Source organism: Alcaligenes parafaecalis, from assembly GCF_026344135.1.
Classification (GTDB): Bacteria; Pseudomonadota; Gammaproteobacteria; order Burkholderiales; family Burkholderiaceae_B; genus Alcaligenes; species Alcaligenes parafaecalis.
Genome location: NZ_JAPKNA010000003.1, coordinates 148035 through 167000, shown reverse-complemented (window position 1 = coordinate 167000; position 18966 = coordinate 148035). Strand labels below are relative to the sequence as shown.

Genomic DNA, 18966 nt, shown 5'->3' with positions numbered 1-18966 from the left:
CCGCTCGAAGAGACAGTTTTTGACCTGAACGACGGTTTTTATACCGAAGCGCTGCTCAGCTTGGGCAAGACTTTGCTGCGCATGGCCAGGTATTGAAATACGCCGCCCAATAAAGCGCCGATCAGCCAGCCGTAACCCGCCAAATTCGCCAGCGCGGGCACCCACACGGTAGCCACGGAAAACACCGCGGCCAGAAAGAATGCCGCCATCGCACGTTTGTTCCAGCCGTTCTGGAAGTAGTAAGTACCGCTTTCTTCCAGGCTGAACAGGTCCGACACCACTACACGCTGTTTACGAATCAGGTAGAAGTCCACAATCATGATGCCGTACAAGGGAGCCAGCAAGGCACCCAAGGTGTCCACAAAGCCGGTAATCCCGATGGCGCTGATCAAAGGCAGCCACAAGGCACCAATAAAGAAGGCAATCACGGCGGTCAAAATGCCGCCCATCTTGGCAGAGATCAGCTCGGGCTTCAGGTTAGCCAAGTCAAATGCCGGTGGAATGAAGTTAGCCACCAGATTGATCCCCACGGTTGCGGCAAAGAAGGTCAAGGCCGCGATCACCGTCAACGCCAGGCTATCGACACGATCCACAATATCAGTGGGGTTGGTCAGGGTTTCGCCAAACAGCACAGCCGTACCTGCAGTAATGAACAAGGCCAGGAAAGAGAACACGGCCAAGCTGACAGGCAAGCCCATGAAGTTACCGATACGCATGCTGCGCTCATCTTTCACAAAGCGCGAGAAGTCGCCGTAGTTGATCACGACGGCGGCAAAGTACGCCACCATGGTGCCTACAACTGCGCCAAAAGCCATCAAGGGGCCGCCTTCGTAAGAACCTTTACCGGCAAAGATCTCGCCCACTTTATCAAGCAGACCACTGCCCGCCTTGTACCAAATCACGGCCAGCAAGGCGAACATCACCAAATACACCAAAGGGCCTGCCCAGTTCAGGAAGCGCGTAATCCACTTCATGCCCATCAGGAAAATGCCCAACTGCAGAATGCAGACCACGACATAAGACAGCCAGCCCACCCAATCCAGGCCCAAGAACAAGGCACCGCCGGGGTGTTCCAGCAAGGCGTTGAACAACAGAGCCAGGGCCGTTGAGGCAAAGTAGGTCTGCACGCCGTACCAGAAGATGGCCACAATCCCGCGCACCAGGGCAGGAAACTTCGCGCCCTTCACACCCATGCTGATACGGGCAATCACGGGATAGGGAACGCCATACAGCACGCTGGGTTTACCACTCAGGTTCACCAGCCCCATCACAATAAAACCGGCCAGCAAAATGCCAGCAAACACGGCCCAACCATTCAGGCCATAAGAAATAAACAAAGTGGCGGCCAAGGTATAGCCAAACAGACTTTGAATATCGTTAGACCACACGTTGAAAATCTCGAACCAGCCCCACAAACGCTTTTGTCGCGGTAAAGGCGCCAGATCCTCGTTGTGCAAGGCAGGATGCGGATCTTTCAAGGATAAATCGACATGCTCCATTTTCTTCCCCTCAGAAATTGCTTCTAACATTTCAGCTAAAATTTCTACGTTCTTGTCGCTACTGTAGGAGCCTTGCTGCTCGGGGAACATTATGGAATGTACGAGTAATACTTAAATTCGGATTAGCTCGAAAAACGACATAATCAAATCCATATAATATTTATTTGAAAATCAAATACATCAGATTCGATGCGGTAATACAGGGCAATTCAAAGCAGGTCACAGGAATAAAAAAAGCCAGCTCAATGAGCTGGCTTTTTTACTGACGGAAAGATCCGGGGTTTTTAAACCACTTCGGTCTGTGCCTGACCTTCCTGACGCTCAACGATTTCGCCCAGTTGGTAGACGGTTTCGCCTTGCTCTGACAAGGTTGCGCTGATGGCTTCAGCCTTGTCTGCAGGAACAATAATGATCATGCCAATACCGCAGTTGAACACGCGGTACATTTCTTCGTCAGCCACGTTACCGTTGGTTTGCAACCACTGGAACAAGGCAGGCATGGTCCAGGAATCACGCTTCAGGCGGGCAGTCAGGTGCTTTTGCAGAATGCGTGGCACGTTTTCCAGCAAACCGCCGCCAGTGATGTGAGCCAGGCCCTTGATGTCCGCACCGTGGGCAGCCAAGGCAGCCAGCACGGATTTCACGTAAATGCGGGTGGGTTCCATGACCACGTCAGCCAAAGGACGGCCATCCAGCTCGTCGGTAGGCTTGGCGTTGGCGTGCTTCAGAATCTTGCGAATCAGGGAGTAGCCGTTGGAGTGAGCGCCGCTGGAAGCCAGGCCCAGAACCACGTCACCGGGAACAATGGACTTGCCGTCGATAATGCGCGATTTTTCCACCGCACCCACCGCAAAACCGGCCAGGTCGTATTCGCCTTCGGGGTACATGCCGGGCATCTCTGCCGTTTCACCACCGATCAGGGCGCAAGCGGAAAGCTCACAGCCCTTGGCAATGCCGCCAACCACTTGAGCAGCGGTGTCGACTGACAGCTTGCCGCAGGCAAAGTAATCCAGAAAGTACAAGGGTTCTGCGCCCTGGACTAGAATGTCGTTGACACTCATGGCCACCAAGTCTATACCCACAGTGTCGTGGCGCTGCCAGTCAAATGCCAGGCGTAGTTTGGTACCAACACCGTCGGTGCCGGACACCAGAACGGGCTCTTTAAGGTGGGTAGGCACTTCAAACAAAGCGCCAAAGCCTCCGATTCCAGCCATGACGCCTGCACGCATGGTTTTGGCAGCCAGTGGTTTAATACGATCGACCAGGGCATCGCCCGCGTCGATATCCACGCCTGCATCGCGGTAGGTCAAGGAAACAGAAGTAGTGTTTTTCATGGGAAAAGCCGTGGGATATGTGAAAATTGCGAGTTGGACGAAATTGTACGACACATGACCGAGCAACTGATTCTGGATATATCTCCAGCACCGCCTGCCTCTTTGGACAACTTTGTTGCCGGAGCGAATCAGGCTGCGTTGCAGGCTCTGCGTCAGTGCAGTCCAGGACGCGCGGTTTACCTGTGGGGACCGCCCGGCGCAGGTCGAACACATCTGCTGCGGGCGATGGCCAGTCAAGACGACAGCCGCTATTTTAGTTCAGATACTCCCTCCCAGCCCATCTTTGACATCGCCACGGATGACAAAGCTCCTCCCAGCCTCTTGGCCATCGACGATATCGAGCGTTTTGACGAGCACGGACAGGCTGCCGTATTTGCACTGTACAATCGCTGGCGCGAGTCGGCCACCCGGCCCGACGCCTTCACGCTGCTGGTCTCCGGCGACCGGGCTCCCAAAACCATGTCAGTACGCGAGGACTTGCGCACACGACTGGGCTGGGACCTGGTGTTCAGACTGGAATACCTGTCGGACGCCCACCGGGCCGAAGCCATGCAACAGCGGGCTGCGGCCCGTGGCCTGCAACTGCAAGCGGAAGTGCTGAGCTGGATACTGACTCACTACAATCGCGATATGAACCGCCTGAGTGCATTGATCGATGCGCTGGACAACTATTCACTGGTAAAGAAACGCCCGATCACTTTACCCCTGCTCAAAGAACTTCTGGCCAATAGCCAGACCCAATCTTCTAGTTGAGTCATGACTGCTTCTTCTTTTATTGCCCTGTTTGATCTGGACCACACCCTGCTTCCTTTGGATAGCGATTACCAGTGGGCTGACTTTCTGGCCCGTACTGGCCGCGTCGGTGACCCCGCTGAAGCCATCCGTCTGAATGAAGACCTGATGGATCGCTATAACCAAGGATTGTTGACGGCCGAGGAATCGGCCGAATTCATGTTGGGCCTCTTGACCAACGCCAGCCAGGAAGAGCTGCTGGCCTGGCAGGACGAGTTCATGCAGGCCGTGATCCTGCCCTCGATCAGCCCGGCTGCCCGCGAACTGCTGGCCAAGCACCAGGAACAAGGCCATCTGGTCGCCATTGTGACCGCCACCAACGAATTTGTGACCCGCCCCATTGCCGCCGCGCTGGGTGTGGACCACTTGATCGCCACCACCCCAGAAATGAAAGATGGCCGCTACACCGGCAAGATCAGCGGTGTGCCCAGCTTCCAGGCCGGCAAGATCACCCGTGTGGAGCAATGGCTGCAAACCATGGGCAAATCCCTGGCCGACTTTGAACGTAGCTGGTTCTACAGCGATTCGCCCAACGATCTGCCCCTGATGGAAGTGGTGACGGACCCCGTAGCCACCAACCCCAGCGACAAGCTGCGTGCCGTGGCTACCGAGCGTAATTGGGTCGTCATCGATTTGTTCGCTGACATGATGGACAGCAAATCGTAAAATCAGACGCATGCTCAAGCGAACAATAAAAACATTTGTCGACCGGCTGCTCAAACCAGCCAAAAGCGCGCGTCCCAAAGGGCCACGCCGCTACACACGGGAAGAACATGGCATAGACCGACGTCTGGTCTCGCGCCATGCCATCAAAGTGTGCGAGGTCCTGAACCACGAAGGCTATCAAGCCTATGTCGTGGGCGGCGCAGTGCGCGATTTGCTGGTGGGCCTGGAGCCCAAGGACTTTGACGTGGCGACCAACGCCACGCCCGAGCAAATCCGCCCCCTGTTCCGTCGTGCCCGCATCATTGGCCGCCGCTTCCGCCTGGTTCACGTGGTGTTTGGCCAGGAAATCATCGAAACCTCGACTTTCCGGGCCGACGACAGCGGCAAGCAAACCGACGAACATGGCCGCATCCTGCGCGACAACGAGTACGGCACCATCGAAGACGATGCTGCCCGTCGTGACTTCACGCTGAATGCGCTCTACTACGATCCCCTGACCGAAACCGTCATCGACTACCACAACGGTGTTGCTGACCTGAAAGACCGTCAGGTGCGCATTATTGGTGATGCAGAAACCCGCTATCGCGAAGACCCGGTCCGCATGCTGCGCGCCGTGCGCTTTGCCTCCAAGCTGGATGCCACCATCGAGCCCGCGACTGACGCGCCGATTCGTTCCTTGTCGCGCCTGATCGAGAACGTGCCCGAGTCCCGTCTGGCTGACGAAACGCTCAAACTGCTGAACTGCGGCCACGCCATGGACTGCATCCAGCGTCTGCAAGCGCTGGGTCTGCACAGCAAGCTCTTGCCTATGGTGGAACCGGTTCAACGTCTGCCCGGTGGCGCTGAATTTCTGGATATGGCTCTGGCCCGTACCGATAGCCGTGTACGTTCCGGCAAGTCGGTCAGCCCCAGTTTTATCTATGCCTGCCTGCTCTGGAAGCTGGTCAAGCAAGAGTGGGAACGACGCAGTGCTCAGGACATGCATCCCCAGCAAGCCTTGCTGGAAGCTGCAGACCTGGTCCTGGAAAAGCAAAGCCGCATCATGCCAATTCAAAAGCGCTTCCAGTCAGATATGCGCGAAATCTGGTTCATGCAGCCCCGTTTTGAACGCATCGCCAACCGCGCCATCTGGCGCATGACGGAACAACCTCGTTTCCGCGCTGCTGTGGACTTTTTACAACTACGCGCCGAAGCCAAAGAGGTGGATAGCGTGCAAGCACAGTGGTGGATGGATCTGGCCGATGCAGGCGATGAAGAACGCAGCACTATGATTGCCGTGCGTAAACCCGCTGGCACCACTGCCACCGGCTCACGCAGCGGTCAGCGTCGTACCCGTCGCCGTCGCTCTAATGCGAAGCGCAGTAATGCAGCAGGTGGAAGCGAATCGTGATTCCAGGCAGTACCACCGTTTATATCGCGATGGGCGCAAATCTGGGCGAAGCACGACAGACACTGGAAACAGCAGCGGCTGAACTGGCCGCTACTGCTGGCATCCAGGATCTGACGCTGGCCCATTTCTACAGCACGGCTCCCGTCGATTCCAGTGGTCCGGATTACGTCAATACAGTCGTCCGCTTCACCTGCACTCTGGCTCCCGAAAATTTGCTGGACCGTCTGCAACACATCGAACAAGAGCACGGCCGCACGCGCCTGTACCGTAATGCACCCCGTACCCTGGATCTGGACTTGCTGCTGTACGGACAAGAACAGATCAATACGGAACGGCTGATCGTGCCACATCCCCGCATGCACGAGCGTGCCTTTGTACTGGTTCCGCTGGCCGATCTGGCCCCTGAACTTGAGCTGGCCCAAGGCAGCTTGAAGGAATTACTGAGCACAGTGCAAGACCAGGAGATCCGGCGGCTGCCCTAGGGTCCGCTTTCAAACGCCACCCGCCGTAACTTCAGTCGCCAGCTGCCACCCCATTTGCAAGGCCTGGGCAATGCCACTGACTATTTCTTCCTGCCGGGCGGCATTCTCTACGCGCAAGGCATAGGAAGGATGCCAGGTCGCCATAATCCACGTCTGGCCCCACAAAAAGGGTTTGGACAGGAAATCAGCCAGTCGCGCCTGCGGGCCCAGCAAGGCCGTCAGGGCAGTTGCTCCCAGGGTGACGATGACGGCAGGCTCAAGCTGCGCCAGCTCTTCCCGCAACCAATGTCCGCATGCCTGCACTTCAGCCGAGGACGGACGGACATGCAAACGCTGCCTGCCACGCCCTTGCCATTTGAAGTGTTTAACGGCGTTACTTACATACAACTGGTCGCGGTCAAGTCCTGCACGTTGCAAGGCCTGACCCAGAACCTGCCCGGCTGGCCCGACAAAAACACGGCCAGCCAAATCCTCATGGTCACCCGGCTGCTCGCCCAGCAACATCATGCGGGCTGTTTTCGGGCCTTCTCCCGGCACGGCCTGCGTCGCGTTTTCCCATAGACCACATCGCCGGCAACGCTCCAGCACAGACAATTCACCACGGACGGGCTGGGCAGAATCAGCCGTCACCGCTACCGACTTGCCCGCCATCCGAGCAACAAGACCAGACTGTCCGACTCGCCGCGCCCCGGTACGCGCTTCACTGACCATGGCGGGAATCAGGCTTGCTTCAGGCAAACCTTTCCAGAATCGCACGGGCATGCTCTGCTGCAAGGCCGTTTCATTCAGACGTGCAGGATTAAAAATGCTTCGGTAATAACGTAACCACAAGGCTTCCACCTGATCGTCCGACGGACCGGTGCGTAATTGATCCACATTGTCAGGCGCATCACGCAGCTGCAAGTTTTCACCATCCCACAGCGCCACACGCTGTGGCGTCGCGATGCACCAGGAGGTGCTCCCCATACGTTTGGAGAAATAGTCGGCAATCCACTCCAGCACCTCGTGCTCGGGCTCGAACCAGGCCCAATACTCCGGCCGCTTGCCCTGCCCGCAATGGCGAAACCGTACGTACGCCATCATGTCGTGCTTTTCCTTGCGCACGGCTTTCGCCATTTCATATAAGCGGGCCCCATCCTCGTCAGCCACAGACGCCACACTGCGCTCACCATGATGCCAACGCCACAACACGCGATAGAGCAAGGCCCAGCGCTCCGGCGTACGGCACAAGGCGGCATCCTGCAGCAAGGCGCTCAGCCCTTTCGAAATGCGAACGGCAAACCCGGCGCTCGGCTCACAGACCTGCGGCTCCCGCAAGGACATAGAGGACACAGGAGGAGACAGCTCGTAATCCAAGCCCATTTGCTGGCTGGCCGCACCCGCCTCCTGGCTTTTTTCAGTCCAGCAAAGCTGCTCTGGTGACCAGCCTGCCGCCAGAGCGCGCAAGGCTTGCTCACGCCAGGCGCTATAGCCGCCGTCAACCTGCAAGCTCACCATGCTCGCCCCCCATCGTCAGGAAAAAACCCGGCCGGCGAACAGAGCGTGCTCATAAGAGACTCAATTGCTGCGGATTGGTCGACAGCATGCGCCGCAATTTGTCGGACGTCGCGTCGGCAAGACCAGGACGGTAATCCTGTACCACGACAAAGGGCTGCAATGTTTTGATGGAGCAACGTAAACGGATCAAATCCTGATACCGGATAGCCCGCATCTGACGCAACTCGACCAAACGCTTGGCATTACGGACACCAATGCCGGGCACACGAGCAATCAGGCGCTCCGGCGCCCGGTTCAGATCCACCGGAAATACGGCCCGGTTGGACAAGGCCCATGACAATTTGGGATCAATATCCAAGGGCAAATCGCCCTTGTCCTGAAACAGCTCCTCAGCCCGAAAACCGTAGCTACGCAGCAAGAAATCGGCCTGATACAGCCGATGCTCTCGCAGAAGCGGTGGCGGCTGTGCGGGAAGCGCCGACGAACTATCCGGAATAGGACTGAACGCAGAGTAATACACCCGCTTGAGCTTGTAGGCACCGTACAGATTCTGCGCCGTTTGCAAGATATTGCGGTCATCCGCCGCATCCGCACCCACAATCATTTGCGTGCTTTGCCCGGCGGGTACCTTGGGAAGTTTTTCTTCCTGCGCTTGCTCCTGGGCAAGACGGATCACCCCCATCGCCCGCTTGATCGTGTGGCCACTTTTCTCGGGTGCCAGGCGATGCAGGCCCGCATCTGTAGGAAGTTCGATATTGACGCTGAGTCGGTCTGCATAATGACCAGCCAGCGTGATCAGATGCGGATCGGCATCCGGAATGGTTTTAAGGTGGATGTAGCCACGAAAATGGTGATCTTCGCGCAGGGAGCGCGCCACCTCGACCAGGCTCTCCATGGTGTAGTCCGAGCTTCGTATGATGCCCGAGCTCAGAAACAGACCATCTATATAGTTGCGCCGATAAAAATCCAGCGTCAGATCCACCACTTCCGCAGGCCGGAAACGCGCGCGTGGCACGTTGCTGGAGCGCCGGTTCACGCAATATAGGCAGTCATACTGGCAAAAATTGGTCAGCAGTATTTTGAGCAGCGACACGCAGCGCCCGTCCGGCGTAAAACTATGGCAAATACCGGCACCGGTACTGGCACCCAAGCCCGTACGCCCACGGGAATCCCGTTTGGGCGCGGCACTGCTGGCGCAAGAGGCATCGTACTTTGCCGCATCGGCCAGAATTTCGAGTTTGCGCGATAGCTCCATGATCGAAACACTGTATATAAAAACAGCATTATACAGTTTTCAGTCCAGGCGTCACGGACCCGGCGCGTTTTCAAAGAGGGCAAGCGGCCGGGCTTGCCCGGCGAGGGACAAGCCAGCCAAGCCAGCTCAAACTAAGGGATCAAGCATCCAGAAGCTTGATCAAGGCCTCTTGATGATTGGATCGGGCTTCCAGCAATTGCCGCCCTTCTTCGGTCAACATGGCGATCAGGGGAGCAGGAAAGGGAGAAGGAGTTTGCGTCGTTTGCGGGATGGCTTGGACTAATCCCAGCGACTGTAATTGTTCAAAAACGGCTTGTTTCTTGTGCCAGGGAGTTTGGCGTAAGCGCACGAGCTCAAGAGTGTTCCAAATTGTGGGGTTGAGCTGCGGAATAGTTATGGAGCGCTGAAGTTGCGTCATACAAGGCCCTTAATTAAGACCACCCATACCGACGTTGTGTGCCCATAAGGGGAGGTCAGCCAGAAAGCATCCCTATACCGTACAACATAACGATGTACAGAATATTTCAAGGAGTTCTGACAGACATCGTCGCAGCGCTCCTTCAAGACTCCAATAAGCAATAACCCGCGCTTGCGCCCTGGCTAATCCGGAAAAATCAGCCCGGGCTCGATTTTTCTGCTCAATTTTTTCGCTGCAAAATTGTTCCGAAAAGCAGCAAAAACACAACAAACGAGCCCGCTCCAGCCAGCCCCAAATTCGCGCTTAAACCATAAGCATCCACCGTCTGCCCGCCCAGCCAGGAGCCAAGCGCTATGCCGATATTGAAGACAGCAACGTACAAAGCGGTGGCCACTTCAAGCGCGTTGGCAGCGGCCTTCATCATCCAGCTCATCAGCCCGACCGACACCCCGCCATAAGCCAGCCCCCAAAGCAGCAAAATTGCACCCCCGCCCAGCGGTGAAGCCCCCACTGTCAAGAAAAGCAAAGCAGTGATGCTTAGACCCAACGCAATCGCCATCAAGCTGGCTTCAGTATGTTGGGCGGCCGAAATCCCGATCAGGAAATTGCCTGCAATCCCGGCCACTCCATAAGCAAACAACAAGGCTCCTATCCATTCAGATCCTATGCCGGAAACGGACAGCAAAAGAGGACGCACAAAGGTAAATGCGCTGAAATGCCCCGCGACCAGAATCAAGGTCAGCAGTAAACCGAACCATAACTGCCGATTGCCAAATTGCTCTGTGAACTGACGCCATGTGGTCGAACGTGTCACCGACAGAGGAGGAATCACGGCCAGATGGAAGATCAACACCAAAGCGCTGAGCACCGCCATGCCGCCAAAAGCCCAGCGCCATCCAGCCAGCTCGCCCATCAAGGCGCCTAGCGGCACGCCCAGGACAGAAGCCGCAGCTACCCCACCGAAGATGATCGAAGTTGCCAAACCCACAGACTGAGCCGGAACCAGACGAGAGGCCAAGCCGCCCGCAATGGCCCAGATCCCTCCCATGCAAAAGCCGACCAGAACACGGGCTCCCAGCATCCAGGCGATGCTGGGAGCCAGGGCAGACGCAATATTGGCCATCACCAACAAGGCCAGCAAGCCACACAAGATGCGGCGCCTGTCCACACCGCCGGAAGCCAGCACCACCAACGGCGCAAACAAGGCGGCCAATAAGGCAGGCAAGGAAATCAGCAAACCTGCCGTCCCCGTCGAGGTCTGCAAGCTGTCTGCAATGGAAGTCAACAAACCTACGGGCAGCATTTCCGTGGTGACAACTGAAAAGGTGGCCAAGCCAACAGCGCTAACCGCCAACCAGGACTGCCGTTTGCCAGGCTGCCCGGCCATGGATAGAGAAGAAGTAGCCATCGCTAAATACTCAAGGAAAGAAGGCTAAACAGCACAGGAACGAGCCGTTACAGGCCTGCGCAAACTTTGATGGCTGCACAAGGCAAGCAAGACGATCAGGGCAGCGGCATAAAGCGCGACCATAAAGCCGGAACTGGCTCCGCCCTGATCCACCATCTGTCCCGAAGCGGCGGCACCCATGGCCACACCGATATTCAGACCAGCCAGCAGCCAGGTCATGCCCTCGGTTAATTGCTGCTCGGGCACCACACGCTCGACCAGCGACATGGCCACAATCATGGTGGGAGCAAAGAACAGACCGGCCAGCAAGACCGCCCCTGCCAACTGCGTCACGCTGGTCACCAGCCATAAAGGCAGAGTCGTGGCGGCGGTGGCCAAACCGCCCAACAGCAACAGGCGATGCAAAGGAATATTCAGCTTCAAACCACCAAACACCAGACCCGCTACGCAAGAACCCAGGGCATAAGCCGATAGCACCAGACTGGCTGCCCCCGGCTGCCCCATCTGCTCGGCAAAGGCCACGCTGACAATATCCACGGTGCCCACAATTACACCCATGGCAAGCATCAACAAGGCCAACAGGCGCACACTATTCAGACGCAGGACCGAAGGGCGACTGCCCTGCTCCTGCACTTGAATCGGTGGCTCAGTCCCCTTCTGGAGCAGCAGAGCCAACACACCCGCAATCAGCAATAGCGCAGCAACCAGCACACCCGCTTGCGGAAACACCAGAACCGCCAAACCTACCGACAAAGGCGGCCCGGCAATAAAGGTGACTTCATCCAGCACGGTTTCCAGCGAATAAGCTGTTTGCAAACGACTCTGACCACGATAAATCGCCGTCCAGCGTGCACGTACCATGGCCGACATGCTGGGCATGAAGCCGGCCAGCACCGCGCCCGCAAACAAGGTCCAGTCAGGTGCGTGCCACCAGCTCGCCCCCAGCAAGAGCAACAGACCAAACACACTAATGGCCGTTGCCAGCGGCAGGACACGGCTTTGCCCACGCAGGTCCACCCAACGGGACACTTGCGGAGATAGCAGCGCATAGCTCAATACAAAAGAGGCGGACACCGCCCCCGCCAAGGCATAGCTGCCGCGCAGTTGCGACAGCATGGTGATGATTCCTATCCCTATCATGGGCAGCGGAATCCGGGCCAGCAGCCCGGCCAGGGCAAAACCCCGTGTGCCAGGCGCGGCAAAAAGTTCTCGATAAGGCTGAGCCATTACATTCTCCGTGAACGCCCGCTTGCCACGACACGGTGATGCATCGACAATACATACAAGGCGTATGTTTAAATAATATATACATACGCCATGCATGTAAATATACATTCAGCCCGTATGTAAGGAGAAACTATGGCACGCCGTACCCGCGCCGAGATGGAAGAAACCCGCGCCACCCTGCTCGCCACCGCCCGCACTTTCTTTGCAGAACGTGGTTATGCCGACACATCCATGGACGAATTGACAGCTCAGGCGGGCCTGACACGCGGCGCGCTCTACCACCACTTTGGTGACAAAAAAGGTTTGCTGGCCGCGGTAGTCGATCAGATTGATGCGGAAATGGATGAACGTCTGCAGGCTATTTCAAACAATGCAGACGATGCCTGGGAAGGGTTTGTGCGCCGCTGCCATGCCTATCTGGAAATGGCACTGGAGCCGGAAATGCAGCGCATTGTCTTGTGTGATGCGAAGGCCGTACTGGGGGGCGCCTCACCCGAATCTCATCAGTATTGTGTGAGCTCCATGGAAGGCCTGATTCAGACGCTGATGGATCAAGGACGCATTGAACAGGCAGACCCCCACGCCCTGGCTTCCCTGATTTACGGCAGTCTGGCCGAAGCCGCCTTCTGGATTGCCCAGGGAGAGGATGGCGATGCCCGCTTGGTAAAAGGGCTGGCAGCACTGGATTTGCTGCTGCGCGGCTTGCTGAGCAAGTCCTGAACAGGCGACACCAGACACAAAAAAACCCGCATTGAATGTTGTGCTGACGCTGCTTTTACAAGCAGTCCAGAAACACTCATGCGGGTTTTTATCGACAAAGCCGGGAAGCCTGGGCCTCCCGCCTCACGTCTTACACAGCGACCAAAGAGATCTCTGCAATACGCTTGCGCCACTCGGCAGGGCCAGTGTTGTGAACCGACACGCCTTGCGAGTCTACAGCCACCGTCACAGGCATATCCTGGACATCAAACTCGTAAATGGCTTCCATACCCAAGTCTTCAAAGGCCACCACTTTCGCATTGCGAATGGCCTTGGATACCAGGTAGGCGGAACCACCCACGGCCATCAGGTAAGCCGACTTGTGAGCACGGATGGCTTCAATCGCGGTTGGACCCCGCTCGGCCTTGCCGATCATGGAGATCAGGCCAGTTTTAGCCAGCATCATCTCGGTGAACTTGTCCATGCGAGTGGCTGTGGTTGGGCCTGCTGGGCCAACGGCTTCATCACGCACAGGATCAACCGGGCCCACGTAGTAAATCACGCGGTTGGTGAAGTCCACTGGCAGGGACTCGCCCTTTTCCAGCATGTCCTGAATACGCTTGTGAGCGGCGTCACGGCCAGTCAACATCTTGCCCGACAGCAGCAAAGTCTGACCTGGCGTCCAGGAAGCCACTTCTTCAGGAGTCAATTCATTCAGGTTCACCTGGCGGGACTTGTTGTAATCCGGTGCCCAGTGAATATCAGGCCAGGCCGACAGCGGTGGGGGTGTCAGCTCGGCTGGGCCATTGCCGTCCAGCGAGAAATGCACGTGACGGGTCGCTGCACAGTTGGGGATCATGGCCACTGGCTTGGAAGCGGCATGGGTTGGGAAGGTGTTGATCTTCACATCCAGCACAGTCGTCAAACCGCCCAGACCTTGAGCGCCAATACCCAGGGCATTGACCTTCTCGTACAACTCGATACGCAGCTCTTCCAGCTTGCTTTGCGGGCCGCGTTGCAGCAGCTCGTACATATCGATGTCTTCCATCAGGGCTTCTTTGGCCATCAGCATGGCTTTTTCGGCAGTGCCGCCCACACCAATACCCAGCATGCCCGGAGGACACCAGCCAGCGCCCATCGTAGGAACGGTCTTGAGTACCCAATCAACCAGAGAATCGCTGGGGTTGAGCATCACGAACTTGCTCTTGTTTTCCGAACCACCACCCTTGGCTGCGACTTGAATGTCGACCTGATCCCCAGCGATCAGTTCGACATTCACAATACAGGGCGTGTTATCGCGCGTGTTCTTGCGCGTGAACAAGGGGTCGTTCAGGATGGAGGCCCGCAGCGGGTTATCCGGGTTCAGATAACCGCGACGTACCCCCTCGTCACAGAGCTCCTGCAAGGAGCGCGTGGTATCAAAGCGCACACCCATGCCCACTTTCAGGAATACGTTGACCACCCCGGTGTCCTGACAGATGGGGCGGTGCCCCTCGGCACACATGCGCGAGTTGGTCAGGATCTGGGCAATGGCATCTTTCGCCGCCGGGTTCTGCTCGCGCTCGTAGGCGCGAGCCAGATGCACCAGATAGTCGGTGGGATGGTAGTAACTGATGAACTGCACCGCATCAGCGATGGACTGAATCAGATCGTCTTCTTTGATCGTGGTCATGGTGGCGTCTATATAAAAAACGGGATGAACAAGGGGAAACTATTTGCCCTGCCAGACAGGCTCGCGCTTTTCAGCGAAGGCCGTCGCGCCTTCCTTGGCGTCTGCAGAGGTGAAAATGCCAGCGATACGAGGGCGTTGCAGATCAAACAAATCCGACTGACGCCAGTCGCGCGACTGGGAAATAATGCTCTTGGCGGTTTGCACGGCCAAAGGACCGTTGGCGGCGATCTGCTCGGCCAGTGCCAGAGCCTGCTCGGTCGCTTTGCCGGGCTCGGCCAGACGACTGACCAGACCCAGTTCTGCCATGCGGGCTGCGGGGTACATACCGCCGGTCAGCACCATTTCCATGGCCATGTGATAAGGCACACGGCTGGGCAAACGCACCATGCCGCCCGATCCGGGGACAATGCCGCGTTTGACTTCAGGCAAACCAAAGTTGGCGCTATTGGCGGCAACAATCAGGTCGCAGGACAGGGCAATTTCAAAACCACCAGCCAGGCAGTAGCCTTCCACGGCGGCAATCAGAGGTTTGGCAGGTGGACGCTCGCAAATACCGGCAAAGCCGCGGTCGCCTACATAGGGGCGCTGGCCTGTCTTGGCAAAGGCTTTCAGATCCATACCGGCGCAGAACGTATTATTCGCACCCGTCAGCACGCCCACGGCAATGCTGGGGTCGGCATCGAACTCATCCAGAGCCTGGGCCAGCGCCTGCGCGGTTTCCAGGTTGATGGCATTGCGTGCCTCAGGACGGTTCAAGGTAATCAACATTACCTTGCCGATACGTTCAATCGTGACAAGTTCACTCATGGACCTAGCCTCCTTTAGACTGCTGCCCGAGATTCTGTTTCAAGATCAGGTCAGCAAATAAGCAGTATTTGGACAAACGCATATGATACGTCTAAAAACAACTTGACCGCCCGGTACACAGCGGCCCTGCCCATGGCCCGGACGGCCAAAATAGCCCATTGCGGGTGCTTTTCTGCTGCAAGGGCGCAGTTCACGCTAAAATAGAAAAATTTTGCAGATTCTCGCTTTACTGGCCATTGCTCATGCTCACCTTTCAGCAAATCATACTTACGCTCCAGCAATACTGGGACAAGCACGGATGCGCTCTGCTTCAGCCCTACGATATGGAAGTCGGTGCCGGAACCTCTCATACGGCAACCTTTTTGCGGGCCATCGGCCCCGAACCCTGGCGCGCTGCCTATGTGCAGCCTTCGCGCCGCCCCAAAGACGGGCGTTACGGGGACAACCCCAACCGCCTGCAACACTATTACCAGTTTCAGGTCGTGCTCAAGCCCGCACCTGAAAACATTCTGGACTTGTATATCGGCTCGCTGGAAGCCTTGGGCATCAACCCCAAAGCGCACGACATCCGTTTTGTTGAAGACGACTGGGAAAACCCGACACTGGGTGCCTGGGGTCTGGGCTGGGAAGTCTGGCTTAACGGTATGGAAGTCACCCAGTTCACCTACTTCCAGCAAGTAGGTGGCCTGGATTGCACGCCGACCACGGGCGAAATCACCTATGGTCTGGAACGTCTGGCCATGTACTTGCAAGGCGTGGAAAGCGTCTACGATCTGGTCTGGACCGAAGGTCACAACGGCCAGCGCATTTACTATCGCGACGTGTTTCACCAGAACGAAGTGGAGCAATCCACCTACAACTTCGAGCACGCCAGCACCGAAATGCTGTTTGCGCATTTCAACGACTACGAAGCCGAAGCCAAGCGCATCATTGAAGTGCCGCTGGCCCTGCCCGCTTACGAGCAGACGCTAAAAGCTGCCCATACCTTCAATATGCTGGATGCCCGCGGCGCCATCAGTGTGACTGAGCGTGCTGCCTATATTGGCCGTATCCGCAATCTGTCCCGCGCGGTCGCACAGGCCTACTACGACTCCCGCGAACGCCTAGGTTTCCCCATGCTGAGCAACACATCCTCGGAGGCCAAGTAATGAACGCCTCCACCACACAGCCTTTGCTGATTGAACTGTTCACTGAAGAACTGCCCCCCAAAGCACTGCAACAACTGGGGCAGGCCTTTAGCGAAGGTCTGCAAAAAGTATTGAGCGAACAGGCCCTGCTGGCCCCGAACTGCGAAGTGCGCGCTTACGCGACGCCACGCCGCCTGGCGGCCTGGTTCAGCGCGGCCTACCAGCAAGCCGAAGATCAGCCTTACACCGAAAAACTGATGCCCGCCCATATTGGCCTGGATGCCAACGGCGAGATCGCTCCGGCTCTGGCCAAGCGTTTGGCCGCCAAAGGTCTGGAGCATCTGAAAGCCAGCGACCTGCTGCGCGAATCCGATGGCAAGCAGGATTACCTGTACGCTAGCGGTATTGCGACCGGTGCGGCTCTGAAAAACGGCCTGCAAGAAGCCCTGGAATGGTCGATTACCCACCTGCCCATCCCTAAAGTGATGCGCTACCAATTGGCTGACGGCGTCAGCAGCGTGCGCTTTGTGCGCCCTGCGCATGGCCTGATCGCCCTGTGGGGTTCGGAAATCGTGCCGATCAGCGCCCTGGGCCTGCAAGCCGGTCGTCAGACACACGGCCACCGCTTCATGTGTGATGCCCCCTTCGACATCCGTGATGCCGATAGCTGGGCCGCACAAGTCCAGGAGCAAGGTTGGGTGGTTCCTTCCTTCGAGGTTCGTCGTGAACAGATCCGCACAGACCTGGAAGCCGAAGCCAAACGCCTGAACTCCACCTTGGGCGACGATCCCGAAGTGGAAGCGCTGCTGAACGAAGTTACTGCTCTGGTTGAATACCCCACCGTGTACGTGGGCCAGTTCGACGAGCAATTCCTGCAAGTGCCTTCCGAATGTCTGATTCTGACCATGCGTCTGAATCAAAAATACTTCCCGCTGTTTGACCCCGCCACACAAAAGCTGACCAATCGCTTCCTGATTGTCAGCAATATGAAGGTGGACGATCCCAGCAATATCATCGAAGGTAACGAGCGCGTGGTTCGCCCCCGTTTGGCGGACGCCCAGTTCTTCTTTGAAACTGATCGCAAACAAACCCTGGCCGAGCGTGTTTCCACCTTGGCTGGCAGCGTGTACCACAACAAGCTGGGTTCGCAGTTGGACCGTATCGAGCGCCTGCAATCCGTGGCTGGCTACATTGCCAAGCAACTGGGTGCCAATGAAGAGCACGCCCGTCGTGCCGCGCTTCTGGCCAAGGCAGACCTGAACTCCAATATGGTGGGCGAGTTCCCCGAGCTGCAAGGCGTGATGGGTGCGTACTACGCCCAAGGCGATGGCGAGCCCGAGGACATCGTGCTGGCGATTCGCGAGCAATACCGTCACCGTCTGGACCAGTCCGTTACAGCCGCCAGCCTGACCCAAGCCATTCTGTTCCTGGCCGAGCGCGCCGAGGTTCTGGTTGGTATCTGGGGCATTGGCCTGGCTCCTACTGGCGAACGCGATCCTTACGCCCTGCGCCGTGCTGCTCTGGGCCTGATCAGCGCCTACGAACAACTGCAAGCCGGAGCCCAACTAAAGGCCAATAGCCTGAATCTGGATACCCTGCTGAACACCACTGCGTCCTTCTTCAAGGATGGCGTGTTGGCTGAGGACACCGTAGATGCAGTACAGACCTTCATTTACGAGCGCTACCGCAACCAGTTGAGCAACGATTACGAGCGCAGCGTGGTAGATGCTGTGCTGGCCCTGCGTCCACCGCTGGAACAGGTTCATGCCCGTATCCAGGCTTGCGCCTCCTTTGCCCAACGTCCTGAAGCCGAGAGCCTGGCTGCTGCCAACAAGCGCGTCAGCAATCTGCTCAAGAAAGCCGAAGGCGAACTGGCAACGCTGGACGACAAGCTGCTGGTCGAACCTGCCGAACGCGAACTGGCCGCCAAGATTCAGGAATTGCAACCCGTAGCCCAGGCCCAGTTTGAAGCCGGTGAATTTGACGCTTCCCTGGCCACCTTGGCCCAGGCCCGTGGTGCCGTGGACAACTTCTTCCAGGACGTCATGGTCATGGCCGAAGATCCTGCCATCCGTGCCAACCGCCTGGCCTTGCTGGCCAAGCTGCATGCACTGATGAACCAGGTTGCAGATCTTTCCAGGCTGGCTAACTAGTGAAACTTGCCATTATTGATCGGGACGGTGTCATCAACCATGACAGCGATGCCTTTATCAAAAGCCCACAGGAGTGGGAGGCCATTCCAGGCAGTCTGGAGGCCTTGGCCCGTCTGACCGAAAACGGCTGGAAGGTGGTGATTGCCACTAACCAGTCCGGTCTGGCGCGTGGTTTGTTTTCCATGACCACGCTGAACGCCATCCACGCCAAGATGCGTCGTGAACTGGCCTTGCTGGGTGGCTTTATCGACGCCATCTTTATTTGCCCGCACGGCCCGGATGATGGCTGCACCTGTCGCAAACCGGCCCCCGGCATGTTTCGCGACATTGGGCATCGCTATGAAGTGAATCTGCAAACCGTACCCTCGGTAGGCGATTCCTTGCGCGATCTGCAGGCCGCCGCCGAAGCAGGTTGTGCGCCTTGGCTGGTGCAAACCGGCAAAGGCATGCGGACACTGGAAAAAGGCGGTTTGCCCGACGGCACACGCGTCGAGGCCGATCTGGCTGCTGTTGTCGACAAATGGCTACACGGAAACTGAT

General features: G+C 57.2%; 17 protein-coding genes. 8 read left to right on the top strand and 9 right to left on the bottom strand.

Translation table 11 applies throughout. From position 1 onward, the window contains the following. Positions 1–38: 38 nt before the first annotated feature. Together OSH09_RS11315 and purM are read right to left on the bottom strand one after the other, a co-directional pair. Positions 39–1499: an NCS1 family nucleobase:cation symporter-1 gene (locus OSH09_RS11315; protein ID WP_266121027.1), complete on the bottom strand. Its 1461-nt coding sequence runs from the start codon at positions 1497–1499 to the stop codon at positions 39–41. A 284-nt stretch (positions 1500–1783) separates the two neighbouring features. Next, a complete protein-coding gene (purM, locus tag OSH09_RS11310) occupies positions 1784–2833 on the bottom strand; it encodes a phosphoribosylformylglycinamidine cyclo-ligase (RefSeq protein WP_266121026.1) in 1050 nt (349 codons plus the stop codon). A gap of 54 nt (positions 2834–2887) precedes the next feature. On the opposite strand from purM, the gene hda reads away from it, so the two are divergent. From hda to folK, 4 genes are read left to right on the top strand one after another with little or no spacing between them, the layout of a single operon-like run. Then, positions 2888–3586: a DnaA regulatory inactivator Hda gene (gene hda / locus OSH09_RS11305; protein ID WP_266121025.1), complete on the top strand. Its 699-nt coding sequence runs from the start codon at positions 2888–2890 to the stop codon at positions 3584–3586. Between the two features lie 3 nt (positions 3587–3589). Beyond that, the gene (locus OSH09_RS11300; protein WP_207873451.1) at positions 3590–4291 is read left to right on the top strand and encodes an HAD family hydrolase; all 702 of its coding nucleotides are present in this window, start codon (positions 3590–3592) and stop codon (positions 4289–4291) included. Positions 4292–4301: 10 nt separating this feature from the next. After that, positions 4302–5681: a polynucleotide adenylyltransferase PcnB gene (pcnB, locus tag OSH09_RS11295; RefSeq protein WP_266121024.1), complete on the top strand. Its 1380-nt coding sequence runs from the start codon at positions 4302–4304 to the stop codon at positions 5679–5681. Between the two features lie 29 nt (positions 5682–5710). Further along, positions 5711–6163 carry a 2-amino-4-hydroxy-6-hydroxymethyldihydropteridine diphosphokinase gene (folK, locus tag OSH09_RS11290; protein WP_266121184.1) on the top strand — a complete coding sequence of 151 codons (453 nt, stop codon included), beginning with the start codon at positions 5711–5713 and terminating at the stop codon, positions 6161–6163. A 9-nt stretch (positions 6164–6172) separates the two neighbouring features. Here folK and OSH09_RS11285 read toward each other — a convergent pair whose 3' ends face one another. The 5 genes from OSH09_RS11285 to OSH09_RS11265 form a co-directional block, all read right to left on the bottom strand. Beyond that, complete coding sequence (locus tag OSH09_RS11285) at positions 6173–7660, bottom strand: UdgX family uracil-DNA binding protein (RefSeq protein WP_266121023.1); 1488 nt, start codon at positions 7658–7660, stop codon at positions 6173–6175. A gap of 49 nt (positions 7661–7709) precedes the next feature. After that, the gene (locus tag OSH09_RS11280) at positions 7710–8915 is read right to left on the bottom strand and encodes a putative DNA modification/repair radical SAM protein (protein ID WP_207873448.1); all 1206 of its coding nucleotides are present in this window, start codon (positions 8913–8915) and stop codon (positions 7710–7712) included. 139 nt (positions 8916–9054) lie between these two features. Further along, positions 9055–9264, bottom strand: coding sequence for a hypothetical protein (locus OSH09_RS11275; protein ID WP_009461274.1), 210 nt, complete (start codon positions 9262–9264; stop codon positions 9055–9057). Positions 9265–9553: 289 nt separating this feature from the next. Next, complete coding sequence (locus OSH09_RS11270; RefSeq protein WP_266121022.1) at positions 9554–10741, bottom strand: MFS transporter; 1188 nt, start codon at positions 10739–10741, stop codon at positions 9554–9556. 24 nt (positions 10742–10765) lie between these two features. Beyond that, positions 10766–11968 (bottom strand): MFS transporter, encoded by a 1203-nt coding sequence (locus tag OSH09_RS11265; RefSeq protein WP_266121021.1) that lies wholly within the window; start codon positions 11966–11968, stop codon positions 10766–10768. A 132-nt stretch (positions 11969–12100) separates the two neighbouring features. Here OSH09_RS11265 and OSH09_RS11260 point away from each other — a divergent pair, with 132 nt between their 5' ends. Beyond that, positions 12101–12688 (top strand): TetR/AcrR family transcriptional regulator, encoded by a 588-nt coding sequence (locus OSH09_RS11260; protein ID WP_207873446.1) that lies wholly within the window; start codon positions 12101–12103, stop codon positions 12686–12688. A 130-nt stretch (positions 12689–12818) separates the two neighbouring features. On the opposite strand, the gene OSH09_RS11255 is transcribed toward OSH09_RS11260, so the two are convergent. Together OSH09_RS11255 and OSH09_RS11250 are read right to left on the bottom strand one after the other, a co-directional pair. Continuing rightward, positions 12819–14339 carry a fumarate hydratase gene (locus tag OSH09_RS11255; RefSeq protein ID WP_222667611.1) on the bottom strand — a complete coding sequence of 507 codons (1521 nt, stop codon included), beginning with the start codon at positions 14337–14339 and terminating at the stop codon, positions 12819–12821. Positions 14340–14378: 39 nt separating this feature from the next. Next, positions 14379–15146: a crotonase/enoyl-CoA hydratase family protein gene (locus OSH09_RS11250; protein WP_207873444.1), complete on the bottom strand. Its 768-nt coding sequence runs from the start codon at positions 15144–15146 to the stop codon at positions 14379–14381. Between the two features lie 242 nt (positions 15147–15388). On the opposite strand from OSH09_RS11250, the gene glyQ reads away from it, so the two are divergent. The 3 genes from glyQ to gmhB are packed head-to-tail and all read left to right on the top strand — an operon-like array spanning position 15389 to position 18965. Next, the gene (glyQ, locus tag OSH09_RS11245) at positions 15389–16294 is read left to right on the top strand and encodes a glycine--tRNA ligase subunit alpha (protein ID WP_207873443.1); all 906 of its coding nucleotides are present in this window, start codon (positions 15389–15391) and stop codon (positions 16292–16294) included. After that, complete coding sequence (gene glyS / locus OSH09_RS11240) at positions 16294–18426, top strand: glycine--tRNA ligase subunit beta (RefSeq protein ID WP_266121020.1); 2133 nt, start codon at positions 16294–16296, stop codon at positions 18424–18426. Before glyQ ends, glyS begins: the two co-directional genes overlap by 1 nt. Then, positions 18426–18965, top strand: a complete 540-nt coding sequence (gene gmhB / locus OSH09_RS11235) for a D-glycero-beta-D-manno-heptose 1,7-bisphosphate 7-phosphatase (RefSeq protein ID WP_207873441.1) — start codon at positions 18426–18428, stop codon at positions 18963–18965. The genes glyS and gmhB overlap by 1 nt, the downstream gene beginning before the upstream one ends. The last annotated feature ends 1 nt before the right edge of the window (position 18966 follow it).